Annotated in this window: 12 protein-coding genes; 6 read left to right on the forward strand and 6 right to left on the reverse strand. The window is 59.9% G+C overall.

Annotated elements, in window-relative coordinates:
- Positions 1-73 precede the first annotated feature (73 nt).
- The 4 genes from LGH74_RS17915 to LGH74_RS17930 form a co-directional block, all read right to left on the reverse strand.
- A complete protein-coding gene (locus LGH74_RS17915; protein WP_226177723.1) occupies positions 74-1,429 on the reverse strand; it encodes an OmpA family protein in 1,356 nt (451 codons plus the stop codon).
- Positions 1,430-1,616: 187 nt separating this feature from the next.
- Positions 1,617-2,411, reverse strand: coding sequence for a 3'-5' exonuclease (locus LGH74_RS17920; protein ID WP_226177724.1), 795 nt, complete (start codon positions 2,409-2,411; stop codon positions 1,617-1,619).
- Between the two features lie 460 nt (positions 2,412-2,871).
- Positions 2,872-3,525 carry a response regulator gene (locus tag LGH74_RS17925; protein ID WP_226177725.1) on the reverse strand — a complete coding sequence of 218 codons (654 nt, stop codon included), beginning with the start codon at positions 3,523-3,525 and terminating at the stop codon, positions 2,872-2,874.
- 109 nt (positions 3,526-3,634) lie between these two features.
- Positions 3,635-6,703 carry a sensor histidine kinase gene (locus LGH74_RS17930; RefSeq protein WP_226177726.1) on the reverse strand — a complete coding sequence of 1,023 codons (3,069 nt, stop codon included), beginning with the start codon at positions 6,701-6,703 and terminating at the stop codon, positions 3,635-3,637.
- A 253-nt stretch (positions 6,704-6,956) separates the two neighbouring features.
- Here LGH74_RS17930 and LGH74_RS17935 point away from each other — a divergent pair, with 253 nt between their 5' ends.
- Both LGH74_RS17935 and LGH74_RS17940 read left to right on the forward strand, forming a co-directional pair.
- Positions 6,957-7,991: a phytanoyl-CoA dioxygenase family protein gene (locus tag LGH74_RS17935; protein WP_226177727.1), complete on the forward strand. Its 1,035-nt coding sequence runs from the start codon at positions 6,957-6,959 to the stop codon at positions 7,989-7,991.
- A gap of 29 nt (positions 7,992-8,020) precedes the next feature.
- Positions 8,021-8,845 (forward strand): hypothetical protein, encoded by an 825-nt coding sequence (locus LGH74_RS17940; RefSeq protein WP_226177729.1) that lies wholly within the window; start codon positions 8,021-8,023, stop codon positions 8,843-8,845.
- Between the two features lie 41 nt (positions 8,846-8,886).
- Here LGH74_RS17940 and LGH74_RS17945 read toward each other — a convergent pair whose 3' ends face one another.
- Positions 8,887-9,234, reverse strand: coding sequence for a hypothetical protein (locus LGH74_RS17945; RefSeq protein ID WP_226177731.1), 348 nt, complete (start codon positions 9,232-9,234; stop codon positions 8,887-8,889).
- A gap of 87 nt (positions 9,235-9,321) precedes the next feature.
- The gene (gene aspS, locus LGH74_RS17950; RefSeq protein ID WP_226177733.1) at positions 9,322-11,091 is read right to left on the reverse strand and encodes an aspartate--tRNA ligase; all 1,770 of its coding nucleotides are present in this window, start codon (positions 11,089-11,091) and stop codon (positions 9,322-9,324) included.
- Positions 11,092-11,333: 242 nt separating this feature from the next.
- Here aspS and LGH74_RS17955 point away from each other — a divergent pair, with 242 nt between their 5' ends.
- From LGH74_RS17955 to LGH74_RS17970, 4 genes are all read left to right on the forward strand, one after another.
- Entirely contained in the window at positions 11,334-11,798 is a 465-nt protein-coding gene (locus LGH74_RS17955) for a T9SS type A sorting domain-containing protein (protein ID WP_226177734.1), read from the forward strand.
- A gap of 165 nt (positions 11,799-11,963) precedes the next feature.
- Positions 11,964-12,530 (forward strand): DcrB/PsbP domain-containing protein, encoded by a 567-nt coding sequence (locus tag LGH74_RS17960; RefSeq protein ID WP_226177735.1) that lies wholly within the window; start codon positions 11,964-11,966, stop codon positions 12,528-12,530.
- A gap of 237 nt (positions 12,531-12,767) precedes the next feature.
- Entirely contained in the window at positions 12,768-13,217 is a 450-nt protein-coding gene (locus tag LGH74_RS17965; protein WP_262904687.1) for a nucleoside deaminase, read from the forward strand.
- 107 nt (positions 13,218-13,324) lie between these two features.
- Positions 13,325-13,933 (forward strand): superoxide dismutase, encoded by a 609-nt coding sequence (locus LGH74_RS17970; protein ID WP_226177736.1) that lies wholly within the window; start codon positions 13,325-13,327, stop codon positions 13,931-13,933.
- The last annotated feature ends 10 nt before the right edge of the window (positions 13,934-13,943 follow it).

Genomic DNA, 13,943 nt, shown 5'->3' on the forward strand with positions numbered 1-13,943 from the left:
CAACAAAAAGAGCGGCCCGATATGGGCCGCTCTTTTTCGTTTGTCGGGAATGGGCTAAGCGCGTGGCGCACGACTACTTTTTGGTGACCCGGATGCTGATGCGCCGGTTCAGGGCCCGGCCAACGGGCGTTTCATTGCTGGCCACGCCGTGCTTGCCGCCGTAGCCTTTGGCTTCCAGCCGGTTCACCGGAATGCCCATGGCCACCAACTCGCCTAGGGCGGCATTGGCCCGGGCTTCGCTCAGCTTCAGATTACTCATCCAGTTGCCCGTGCTGTCGGTATAGCCGCCAATCTTAACGGTAGAGCCCGGGAAGCTTTTCAGGATACTGGCCACGTTGCGCAGCTGCTGCCGCGACTCATCGGTGAGCGTGGCCTTTTTGGTATCGAAGTACACCCGGTCGAAATTGATCCAGCCTTTGGTGCGGTTTACGGGGTCAACCTGCATAGCGGGGTCGGCCAGAAACGTGTAGAGCTGGTTTTCGGTCGAATTGACGCCCACGGTCTGGCTCGTTCCGTCTATCATGGTCAGGGTAATGGCCCGGCCGGGGTCGTAGATGTAGGTGTCGGTGCTAGCGTCGTAGCGGCCACCGGGAGCTGAGGGTTTCTCGGTGGCTTCGGTCACCGTGGGCAAAGCCGCATTTTCACTCTCAGCAGCGGCCAATGCAGTAACTGTGCTCGTTGGAGCCGCCGACTTACTGCGCATGAAAAAATACTCGGCCGCGGCTCCCAGCAGCACCAGCGCCAGCAGCCAGAGCCAGCGGGAATTATTGGCAGCGGGCGGTGGAGCCGGTGTGGCTACTGGGGGGGCGCTGTAGGTGTGGCCGCCACCCACCGGTGCCCAGGTACCCATGGCCCCACCGGCTTCGGCCAGGGCGTGGGCCGGAGCTTCGGCTTTGGGCACCACCGGCGCAATGGGCTCGGCACTAAAAGGCAACGCGGCACTGCCCGGCATCATAGCCTCCAGTACCTGGGTGCGCTGACTTTTCAGAAAGTCGAACAGCTCGTCCGTGTTCATGTTGTGTAAGGCTGCATAGCTGGCCATGCGGTGCAGCACAGCCTGGGCCACAATGGCCAGCAGGGTTTCCACGGACGAGGGCTTTACGGCCGTCGTGCTGGCAATGCGGGCCACGGTGGCTTCGTAGGCTTCGCCCAGCAGGGCCCGCATCAGGTCGGAGCGGCGGTGCAGGGTATCGGCCGTGAGCAGGTTGGGCAGCACGCCCGATTCGGCGGCTTCGTGGGTTAGGGTCCAGAGAACTTCCGGGCCACCGGGCCGCTCGGCGCGACCAATGAAACTACTGAGAACAAGCGGGGTAATCTTTACTAAAGCCTTCCGGACTCCCTCCTCACTCTCGCCCACCACTACGCTGGTCTGGCTTACGGTATTACCCGTAAAGTACGTTTCCACTTCCTCCAGTAGGTTCTGATGCATAACTGTCGAGTTTAGACGTTTACGATAAATAATAATACTAATTTTTATTTAAATACTACCAAATATAGATTCGCAATAATACTTTGCCAGCCAGCGTTTTAGCTCCCCAAACGTGGAAAAAGTTAAAAGGCAGGGCCGTTTCTGCATTAGAAACAGCCCTGCCTTTTGCCCAGCTAAAACCGGAATTTTATACGCGCTTCATTACGGCGCTGATACCGTCGGCGTAGATGACTGCCTCGTCGGTAAAGGGCTCCTCACCGCGGAATTTCTGCAGCAGTCGGGCCGTGGTGATGATATCCTTTTGGCAGTAATGCACGATGCGGGGCAGGTCGTTGTCGGTATAGTACACCCGGGCTACGTCGGCCCCGGTGATATCGTCCTTGGGCGTAGGAATGTTGAACATGGCCGCCAGCAACGCCAATGACGTGTAGGATTTCCGGTCACCGAACTTCCAGAGCTCCATCGTGTCGAGGTGGGCAATTTCCCAGGGCTTTTTGCCGGCAATATCGAGTTGGGGCGGCAGTGGTAGCCCGTTGATGAGTAGGCGCCGGCCCAGGTAGGGAAAGTCGAACTCCTTACCATTGTGGGCGCAGAGCAGATAGTTGGGCTTGCGGGCCAGCAGGGCCGAAAATTCGCGCAGCATTGCTACTTCATCGTGGTCGGCGAAGCTCTTGACGCGGAAATTCCACTGCTCCTCCTGCTTATCGAAAGTGAAGCAGCCCACCGAAATGCACACCACCCGGCCAAATTCGGCGTAGATACCGGCCTGCTCAAACAGCGACGCGGCTTCCAGCTGGGAAGGCATTTCCTCCACATCGGCGCGGGAGGAGCTCCAGCCTTTTTCGCGGCGCAGCGCGTGGCACTTATGCTCCCAGAGCAGCCGCAGCATCTCGTTTAGCTCATCGTGGCAGCCTACGCAAGGCACAGTTTCAATGTCGAGCACAAACAGCTGCTCCAGGGAAATATTGCGTAGAATCTGCATAACGAGGCGCTCCAACCAGTATCTGAATACCGAAGATAGGCCTTTGCGGCGCATAGCAACAGTAGCAGCGCAAAGAATTGCGCGAAGAATAGCGGGCTACAAGGCCCCAACTCAATATTTTTGCCCATTGCCTCAGCTTGGTCAAGCCTTCTTTCAAACACTACGCCGCCCACCTTCCGGCGGTGTGTGAAACCGGAAAGCGGGCGGCGGATGTCGGTTGGGTAGCGCGCGGAGGTGCGCCAGCTGGCTTTAGGCCAGCGCCGGGCGGCCGGTAAGCCATAAACCCAGCAGAACAATCAGGACCTGGCGACGTGGTTTTGGCATGGCAACCGACAGTTTAGGAACCAACCTCCAGTGACTCCGCTTGCCCTCCGTTTGCAGCGGATTTGGCGGGGTCATTGGTCATGCTGAAGGTGCGGCTTTTTACGAGGCCAGTCAATCACATGAATATGTGAGGCGCTTAGGTGAGGCCCTGGCGCAGGGCCTTCGAAACGGCCTCGGTCATGGAGCGCACGTGCAGCTTTTCGTAGATTTTCTTGATGTGGGAGCGGACGGTATCGATGCTGATGCCGCGGTCGGCGGCAATCATCTTGTAGCTGTAGCCTTCCACGAGCAGCCCCAAAATTTCCTGTTCCCGGGCGCTCAGGTTGGCCGGCGACTCATCGGTGGCGGCTACCGGCGGCTTGGAACGCGGAAACAGGCGCAGCACCTGCCGAGCAATGGCGGGCGTCATGGGGGCCCCGCCGAGTCGCACTTCCCCAATGGCATCGAGCAGCTTTACGGGAGGCGTTTTCTTGAGCAGGTAGCCGTCGGCCCCGGCGCAGATGGCTTCAAACACCCGGTCGTTGTCTTCGAATACGGTGAGCATCACCACGTTTACCTGGGGCGCGGCCTTCTTGATGCACTTGAGCCCCTCGATGCCGGTCATACCGGGCATATCGATATCCATCAGGATAACGTCGGGGGTAAGGCGGGCCACGTCGGTGGCGGCCTGGGTGCAGTTGCCCAGGGCTCCCACCAGCTCCAGCCCCTGGCTGCCGGCCAGCAGCTGACTAAGGCTGGCCCGCAGATCGGAGTTGTCTTCGTAAATCAGGACGCGGGTGGGAGTTTCCATCGGTAGTAAGCAGGTGTGTTGGAGCAGTGAAGATACGGCAGCCCTAGGCTTAGTTGGGCCTACATGATAATGTGACTGGCCGATAAGAACCCTTCGGTCAGGCTTATAATCAGCTTTTTAGCGGCACGCTCAGGTGCAGCAGCGTGCCCTGGCCGGGCGCGGTCCGGATGTCGAGCTGGCCTTTCATGGCGGCAGCCCGGCTGCGCATGTTGGTCAGGCCGTTGCCGCCGCCCTGGGCCGGCGCGTTCGGGTCGAAGCCCACGCCATCGTCCTGCACGGTAAGCTCCAGCCGGTGGTGCTCGTAGGTGAGGGCAATGGCGGCCTGGCTGCACTGCGCGTACTTGGCGAGGTTATTTACGGCTTCCTTGAAGAGCAGGAAAAACTCCCGGCGCACCCGCATGTTCAAGCGCAGGCCAGTGGTAGAAGGATCCGCCTTGAAGGTAAAGTCGATGCCACGGGCTTCGAGTACGTCGGAGGCGAAGCTGCGCATGCGGGCCACCACGTCCTCCATCGAATCATGGGCCGGGTTGATGGACCACACGATGTCGTCCATGGCATCGAGCATGCGGCGCGAACTGTCGCCAATCTGGTCGAGCAACGCGGTGGCCTGCTCGGTGCGCTGGTTGTGCTGGTGGGTGCGGGCAATCTGGCTCAGAATGGAGATGCTGCTGAGCGTGGAGCCCATGTCGTCGTGCAGGTCGCGGGCAATGTTGTGGCGCACCCGCTCCAGAGCCAGCAGCTGGTTGATGCGCATCCGGTAGGCCAGAAACAGCAGCCCAAACAGCACCCAGCTCGCCAGAATACGGAACCACCAGGTGCCATACCACGGCGGCTGCACCACAATAGTGAGGGCCGTACCGCGCGGGTTCCAGATACCGTCGTTGTTGGTGGCCCGCACCCGGAAGGTGTAGGTGCCGGGGTCGAGGTTAGTATAGGTGGCTTCGCGCTTGGTGCCGGCCTGCACCCAGTCGGGGTCGAAGTTTTCGAGCATGTAGGCGTAGCGGTTCTTCTCGGGCAGCCGGAAATTGAGGGCCGCGAATTCCAGGGAGAAGAAATAGTCGCTCGGGGCCAGCTGAATAGCGCGGCGCACCGTAATGCTGGTATCAAGCTCCACGAGCTGATTGAACTTGCGGAAGCCGGTGAGTACCACCGGCGGGGCCGTGGCGTTGGTGCGCACGGCCGCCGGCACAAAGCTCACCAGCCCCTGCACGCCGCCGAAGTACAGCCGCCCGCGCCGCCCCTTGTAGTAGCCACCGGCATTGAACTCGTCGAAGGGTAACCCGTCGCGCGTGTCGAAGGTGTAGAACTGACTGGTGCCGGGCGTGAAGCGGGCCAGCCCCTTGTTAGTCGACAGCCACAGATTGTTCTGGTTGTCTTCCAGAATGCCGTATACCACGTCGTTGGGCAGGCCCTGGGGCTCCCGGAACGTAGTAAACAGGCCGCGGCTGGCATCGTCGAGGCGGCAGAAGCCACCACCCTCAGTGCCCACCCACAGTTGTCCGGTATGATCTTCCAGAATGGAGCGCACAAAGTTGCTGCTCAAGCTGCGCGGATTCCGGTCGTCGGTCCGGAAAGACTGAAAACGGCCCGTAGCTGGGTTGTAGCGGCACAGTCCGCCCCCGCCGGTGCCCACCCAGATGCTGCCGGCGCGGTCCTGGTGCACCACCCGCACGAAGTTGTTGCTGAGACTGGTGGGGTCGTGGGGCACGTTGCGAAAGGCCGTAAACTGCTGCCGTTCGGGCTCAAACCGGTTCAGGCCGCCCTCAGTACCCACCCAGAGCCGGCCCTTGGGGTCTTCGTAGATGGTGCGCACGTAGTCTTCGCTCAGGCTGCCTTGCACGGCCGGGTCGTGGCGGTAGTGTACAAACCGGGTAGCGCCCGGCTCCAGGCAGTCGAGGCCCTGGCTCTGGGTGCCCACCCACAGCCGCCCGCGCCGGTCGAGGCACAGGGCCCGCACGAAGTCTTCACTCAGGCTGCCAGCATCGTTGGGGTCGTGGCGGAACGTGCGCTGCTGACCGGTGCCGGGCTCGTAGCAGATCAGGCCCTGGCTTTCGGTGCCCACCCACACCCGGCCGGCGGCGTCCTCACTCACAGCCCACACCGGCCCTTTCGGCTCGGGGTAAGCGGCAAAGGCGCTGGGTTGCGCCTCGAAGCTACTTACGCCGCCTTCGGTACCGGTCCAGAGCAGCCCCGAGCGGTCCTGGAATACCGACAGCACCGTGTTATCGGGCAGACTCCGGGGCCGGCCGCTCTGGTGTTGATAAGTGCTGAAGGAGTTGGTTGCCGGGTCATGGCGCAGCAGGCCTTTGTTGGTGGCAATCCAGAGGGTGTGCTGCTGATCCAGAAACAGCGCCCGGATGGCCTCGCCGGGGCCATCGGGCCGGCTTCCCACGGCGCGCGGGGCACCGGTAGCCGGTATGTACCACAGTCCGTCGGTTTCGGTGCCCACCCACAGGCCACCGTGCGTATCGGGCTGCAGGGTGGTAATGGCGCTGGCGGCCTGCCAGCGCGGGTCGGCCTGCAGGTGGCCGGTGCGGGTATTCAGAAAGCTGAGGCGCCCTTCGCCGGTGCCCACCCACAGGCGGCCATCGGTGCTTTGGGCAATGGCCCGCACGGAGTTGCGCCGCAGGTTTTCGGTGGGCGTAATGGCGTGAATAAAGCGCTGAAAGTGGTTGCGGGTGGGCACGAAACGGTGCAGCCCGCCCTCAGTACCCGCCCACACCTGCCCCTGCCGGTCGCAGAACACGACCCGCACGAAGTTGTCGGCCAGGCCGTTCACGTCGTTGGGCTCATATTCGAAAGTGCGGAATCGGCCCGTAATGGGGTTGTAGCGGCACACTCCTCCCCCTCCGGTACCCACCCAGAGCTGGCTCTGCTGGTCCTGGGCCAGAGAGAGAATGAAGTTGCTGCTCAGGCTACCCGAGTGCTGGGGGTCGTTGCGAAACACCCGAAACTCGACGCCATCGTAGCGACTCAGGCCGTCCTGGGTGCCAAACCAGAGGAAGCCCTGCCGGTCCTGCACAATGCTGTAGACGCTGTTTTCCGATAAGCCCTGGGCGGCCGTGAGCGTGTGAAACGTGAGCGAGGACGTGCTTTGGGCCGTAGCGGCGTAGCCCGCCCCGCTCAGCGCCAAGCTCAGTAACCCAATGCGCAGCCACGCCAGAAGTGAGTAAGTCATACAGGAAGCTAAGCTGCTAATCAGCACACAATGATACCGCATGAAACCTAGCTGATATCGGACTGCAACCTAGGAATTTCCTGCTTTTGCCCAAGCTGGCGGAAGCAGCAGGCATATGGAAGTGCTTCGGTTTGGATGAATATTTTTTAACTGACTCAACGGCTGGTAGCACGGCCTAGCGTGGATTGGTGGAATAGCCGGCTACTTTTGATTTATTGCCGCTTCAACCCGGCCCAGCCTCTATCACCAGCCTATGAGCAAGCAAATAATCAGCGTCAGTTCGGCGGAAACCGGGCAGTTGGGTGTCTGGCACCTGAAGCGCTTCTGGGCGCACACCCTGGCCCGGCGCACCGGCCAACCAACCGAGTCGGCTGAGAATGACTGGCGCTTCAACAACATCTTGCTGAATGGCCTGGGCCTGCCGCTGGAAGAAACGCTGGGGTACTTATTGCAGGCGGCCCCGGACTTCGCTGAGTTTGAGCACTGGATTCTGGGTAAGAACGAGGGCACAATTGCCCCCGAGCAGATTGAGCGGCTGAACAGTATTTTCTCCGGCCAGCCCTACGGGGAAACGCTCCGGGCGCATTTGCGCGAAATTGATGCCCACGAAAACGTGCTCAGCGCCGCCGACCTGCGCTTTTGGGAGGAAAACGGCTACGTGGTGGTGCGCGAGGCGGTGCCGCGGGAGCAAGCCCGAGCCACGGAACGGGCGGTGTGGGAGGCGCTGGACATGGACCCTGACAAGCCCGCTTCCTGGTACGAAAAGCCTATCGGCAAGGGCATCATGATGAACTTCTACCACCACCCTACGCTGCGGGCCAACCGGCAGTCGATGCGGATTCAGAAGGCCTTTGCCCAGCTCTGGCGTACCCCCGACCTATGGGCTACCACCGACCGCACCAGCTTCAATCCGCCCGAAACGCCTAATCTACCCTTTCAGGGTCCCCGGCTGCACTGGGATATGCGCCTGCAACCGCCGTTTCACTTCGGCACCCAGGGCCTGCTCTACCTCTGCGACACGCCCGCCGAGCAGGGCGCGTTCTGCTGCGTGCCGGGCTTTCACCGCCGGCTCGAACAGTGGCTGGCCGACCTACCCGCCGGCACCGACCCCCAGCGCGTGAATCTGGACGCGCAGGCCGTGCCCATTGCGGCCCAGGCTGGCGACCTGGTTATCTGGCACCACTTCCTGCCCCACGGCAGCAGCCCCAACCGTGGCACCTACCCCCGCATCGTGCAATACATGAATATGTACCCGGTGGAGTTTCGGGAAAGTATGGCGAGCCTGTAAATATGTGTGCACTTAAAAATTATGAAACAATGGCTACTGACGGAGTAAAAGTTATTGACGGCGACCTAGCCCACGATGTTTACTACACCTTTATGGATATGTATGATGCCGGCAAGCCCCTATCCGAAATACAGGCTACCGTTGAGCAGTTGCAGGCCGGTAATAATGACGACTTCGACGACGAGATTTTTATAACGGTCTATGCATTGGCGCTCTGGGAAATCGGGGCGCTTAGCCCGGAAATACTAGTCCAGGTGCAGCACGCTATTGAGCAAGATGCCTTTGCCCGATACCTGACGCAGGAAGAAGGACAATCCGGTGAAGCCCGCAGCAGGCAGCAGATGCTGGAGCAGTTTTGGCAGAAAATCAACCGGCCCAATGCCTGTATCCGGAAGCATGAAGCCACGAAGCCCCCGAAGAAGCCCGTCTTCAATACCGACGACGTGCTGACCTTTCAGCTTATTCCCGACGGCGTTTACTGCATAACTGTCTTACTCTCGATATCTCAGGGCCGATATAGCGGATATAATTTCATTCTCCATACCTACACCGGTGCCACCAAACCGACGATGGATGACGTTATGAAAGGGAAAGTGTTGGCGCATCCTGCTGTACCGGGCTCTATAAGTGAGCGAATTGCGTTTACCGCTATTGGCATTACCCACAAAGACCTCTTAGCCTGTGCCGACCGATTCGAATGTATCGGCCGGCTCGATATTAATGAACAGGCGCGGCGGCTCGGCTGCCAAAGCGGCGCTACTTGCTTCGCAAGCTTCACCAGTGGTTTTCGGTATCTCGAACGAGGAAGTTTGCCTTACCGAGCCAGGAAGTATTCTATTCGAAACTTGCTATAAAGCAACAGCGGCGCCTGAAGACTCAGGTGCCGCTGTTGCTTTTAGTTGTGCTTGTATCTATTTAGCAGCCTTTCTATTTCATCTGTTGAACCGTTGAGCCCAGCAATAGCAATTGCATCGAGCCGCCGCTGAGTCTGGTGCTGGGTTACGATTAAGTAATCCAGCGAACCTGCTTTCCCGCTGTAAACGGATTCAATCTTTACCTGAATAAATTTCCAGCGCAAAAAACCAGTTGCAGGCGTCCAGAGGCCGGTAGAGGCAAGCTTCAATGCGACGCTGGGATAAGCCAGTGCCTTTACACTGAACAAAATGGAAGCCGTACCCAGGCATGAAAAGAAGACTACAGCCGTAAAATTCGGTGGTTGATTTACCGATTCCCAGCCTGCCACGACCAGCAAAACAAAGCCAATGAACAACCCGAAGTACCCGCCTTGCGCTGAAGTGTGAAAAACGTGCGGGTACTCCTCGGGCTCCACTTACGCCTTCTTCTCCACTACCGCCGTAGCAATGCTCAATTCCTTGAGCTGAGCCCCGGAAATCTGCGACGGGGAATCAATCATGACGTCGCGGCCGGAGTTGTTTTTGGGGAAGGCAATGAAGTCTCGAATCGAGTCGGCGCCGCCGAAGAGGCTGCAGAGCCGGTCGAAGCCGAAGGCAATGCCACCGTGGGGCGGCGCGCCGTACTCGAAGGCGTCGAGCAGGAAGCCGAACTGCGCCTTGGCTTCTTCATCGGAGAAGCCAAGCAACGAGAACATGCGGGCCTGCACGGCCCGGTCGTGGATGCGGATGGAGCCGCCGCCCACTTCCACGCCGTTGATAACCATATCGTAGGCATTGGCCCGCACCTCGCCGATGGTGGCGGGGTTGTCGAGCAGGGCCATATCCTCGGGCTTGGGCGAGGTGAAGGGGTGGTGCATGGCGAAGTAGCGGCCTTCCTCCTCAATGTATTCGAGCAGCGGAAAATCGATGACCCACAGCGGCGAGAAAGTATCTTTGTCGCGCAGGCCCATGCGCTGGCCCATTTCCAGGCGCAGCTCGCTCAGGGCTTTGCGGGTTTTGGTGGGCTCACCGGCCAGCACCAGCAGCAGGTCGCCGGGCTGGGCGTTGAAAGCGGCTTTCCACTTCTGCAGCTCGTCCTGGGAATAGAACTTGTCGACCGACGACTTCACGCTGCCGTCGGCTTCCACGCGGGCATACACCAAGCCGGTAGCGCCCACCTGGGGCCGCTTCACAAACTCAGTCAGCTCGTCAATCTGCTTGCGGGTATACATGGCTGAGTTGTGGGCGTTGATGCCGACCACGAGGCCGGCCGCGTCGAACACCGGGAAACCCTGGCCTTTCACCACGTCGTTGAGCTCCACGAACTTCATTTCGAAGCGTGTGTCGGGCTTGTCGTTGCCGTAAAAGCGCATGGCATCGGCGTAGGTCATACGGGGCAGCTTCCCGATTTCCAGGCCTTTTACCTCCTTAAACAGGTACTGCACCAGTCCTTCGAAGGTGTTCAGGATGTCTTCCTGCTCCACAAAGGCCATTTCGCAGTCAATCTGAGTGAATTCCGGCTGACGGTCGGCGCGCAGGTCCTCGTCGCGGAAGCACTTCACGATCTGGAAGTAGCGGTCGAAACCCGAGACCATGAGCAGCTGCTTAAAGGTCTGGGGCGACTGGGGCAGGGCGTAGAATTCGCCGGGGTTCATGCGCGAGGGCACCACGAAGTCGCGGGCACCTTCGGGCGTGCTTTTGATGAGTACCGGCGTTTCCACTTCGATGAACTCCTGGCCGTCGAGGTAACGGCGCACGGCCTGGGCCAGGCGGTGGCGCAGCATCAGGTTGTTGCGCACCGGCGTGCGGCGCAAATCGAGGTAGCGGTACTTCATCCGCAGGTCGTCGCCGCCGTCGGTTTCGTCTTCGATGAGGAAAGGCGGCAGCTTGGCCGCGTTGAGCACCTCAAGCTTCTCGACCCGGATTTCGATGGCGCCGGTCGGGATTTTGTCGTTTTTGGAGTAGCGCTCGGCTACTTTGCCCGTCACGCTAATCACAAATTCGCGGCCCAGCTCCCGGCCTTTGGCCCGCACCTCATCACTTTCCACGCCTTCTTCGAGGGCCAGTTGGGTGAGGCCGTACCGGTCGCGCAGCACAATCCAGAAGATGCCGCCCGCGTCGCGGGTGCGCTGCACCCAGCCGGTCAGGGTTACGGTTTGGCCAATATGGTCGGGGCGAAGTTCGCCGCAGGTGTGCGTACGGAGCATAATCAGGAATATTCAGATGAAACAAGCGGGCCGCTCGGCGCAAAGATAGGATTCATGGGCGCGTGCGCCACATGCGGCGGGCAATGCCGCCGAATTTGCCCACCCTACCCCGGTGCTGCCAACCGCAACCGTGCTACCTTCGTAGCCTGCACAGTCGGCGGCCGGACCCGGAATAGTTTGGCCCGGATTCTGCAATGTGCCTTCCCGACCTCGTTTTCCCGCTTTTTCCTCTCTTCCTGAATATGAAACGTACCGTTCTTTTCGCTGCTGCCGCCCTGCTGGCTTTTTCTACGGCCCAGGCTCAAACGTCGCCGACCAAGATTAAAACCAAGTCGAAATCGGAGACTGGCGCTTCGATTAAAACCAAAACTGAAGCCGACGCCGAGCCCGTGACCCTGAACGGCCCCATCAAGCGGGTCGAGACGCTGTCGGGCATCGACGTATTCCCGGCTTCCGGCGGGCAGAGCATCATGCTCAGCTTCACCCAGCAGTTTACCAAGCCCGGCACGCTGGTAATGACCGACTACAAAAACAAGCCCGTGTACACCACCGCCCTGGACCCGGCCAACAACACCGGCGCCCCCGTGGACCTGGGCCGCATTCCAGCCGGCACCTACCTGATTGAGGCCAAAACCGGCAATTACGTGTACTGGAAGAAGGTAAAAATCAAGTATCCGGCCCCAGCCGTATCGAAAAAGCGCCGCTAAGTTGGGTTTACTACCCTATTTCGCCTCCGAAATCGTTCTGGTTTCGGAGGCGTTTTGTTTCGGCCGGTTCTTCCGGAACGGCTGACCGTTGTTTGCGCGTTTCACTCTGGACTTTTCCGCCGGGCGCGGCCTTTTGCGCTGGCCCGGCTACCTTGCTGCTCTCTTATGAAAACATCCTCCCTGTTTGGCCGCCTGACTGCCCTGTTACTGGTAGCGGCCCTGCTCGTGGCTTTTGCCGGTCCCAAGCTCACCAAAACCCCGGTGGGCAAGAACATTACCATCGGCGTGCCTCAGGGCTTTTCGGCCCTGCCCGATGACGGTATTGCCGCCAAATACCCGTCGCCCCGCAAGCCGCTGGCCGTGTTTACCAACCCCAGTGGCCGCGTGGATCTGAGCGTGGCCCAGAAGCCTACCACTTTCACCGACCGGGACTACGGCCTGCTGCTCAAAATCTACAAGTCGAGCATCCAGAACATGTATTCCAAGGTTGAATTCCTGTCCGAGGATATTCGCACCATCAACAAGCGCGACTTTATTGCCCTGGAGTTTGTCTCGTCGGTAGCCGACAATAAGCGCGGTAGCAACCTGGCCCCCATCCGGCGCTACCAGTTCGTTCAGTACGCCATCCAAGGCGACCAGCTGCTGGTCTTCACCTTCAACTGCCCCGCCGAAGAGCAGCCCCAGTGGCGCCCCACCGCCCAGGCCCTGATGCAGAGCATTATGGTGAAATAGTGAGATGGTGAAATGGTGAGGTTGTGAAGTTGTGTCCTTGCGAGGCGTAAGCCATTCCGCGCATTAAGCGGCGTCAATCCGTCCTCTGCGCAGTATGAAGTGACCTTTCACCACAAAGCCCTTTCCTGTGACAACGGGAAAGGGCTTTTCCCTTAAGGAAGCGCGTTACATTTCAGAGGACGGATTGCTTCGCGTTGCTCGCAATGACACATTGCCCACATTCAACCACATTAGCACTTGAGCACATTAACCTTGTATTCCGACGAGCACTATATGCGGGAGGCGCTGAAGCAGGCGCGCTACGCGTTGCAGGAGGAGGAAATTCCGATTGGGGCGGTGGTCGTGATGGATAAGCAGATTATTGCCCGGGCCTACAACCAGACTGAAAAGCTGCGTGACGTAACGGCGCACGCCGAAATGCTGGCCCTGACGGCGGCGGCCAACTACGTGGGCAACAAGTACCTGGCTGACTGCACGCTCTACGTGACGGTGGAGCCTTGCGTGATGTGCGCGGGCGCCTCGTTCTGGGCCCAGGTGAAGCGCGTGGTGTACGGCGCCGCCGAGGAAAAGCGCGGCTTTCGGCGGCATGGTAACCTACTGCACCCGCGCACCGAGCTGGTAGCGGGCATTCTGGGCGAGGAGGCGGCCGAGCTGATGCGGGAGTTTTTCGCGCAACGGCGTAAATAATCTACTTTTGGCCGCTTGGGTACCGCCGCCCACAACCATATCAGGGGCAGCGGAGTTATACCCTAACCTCTTCCACCACCATTCATCCAATTTCAACCCCTACGCTTATGGCTTTCGAACTGCCCCAGCTTCCTTACTCCTACGACGCGCTAGAGCCCCAATTTGACGCGCAGACGATGGAAATCCACCACACCAAGCACCATCAGGCCTACGTCACCAACCTCAACAACGCCATTGCCGGTACCGATCTGGAAGGCAAGACGCTGGAAGAGCTGATGCACGGCATTGCCTCGGCTCCTCCGGCCGTGCGCAACAACGGCGGCGGCCACTGGAACCACTCCCTGTTCTGGACCATCCTGGCACCGAATGGCGGCGGTGAGCCGACCGGCGCCGTAGGCGAAGCCATTACCAAGGCTTTCGGCAGCTACGAGAAGTTCAAGGAAGAATTCACCAAAGCCGCCACCACGCGCTTCGGCTCGGGCTGGGCTTGGCTCTGCAAGCAGCCCGACGGCTCGGTGCAGATCTGCTCGACGCCCAACCAAGACAACCCGCTGATGCCTGACACCGGCTGCAAAGGCACCCCCGTGCTGGGCCTCGACGTGTGGGAGCACGCCTACTACCTGAAGTACCAGAACCGCCGCCCCGACTACATTGCGGCCTTCTACAACCTCATCAACTGGGACGAAGTAAACCGTCGTTTCAGCGAAGCCAAGTAGGTTTTAAGCC

It is taken from the genome of Hymenobacter lucidus (assembly GCF_020447265.1).
Taxonomy (GTDB): domain Bacteria; phylum Bacteroidota; class Bacteroidia; order Cytophagales; family Hymenobacteraceae; genus Hymenobacter; species Hymenobacter lucidus.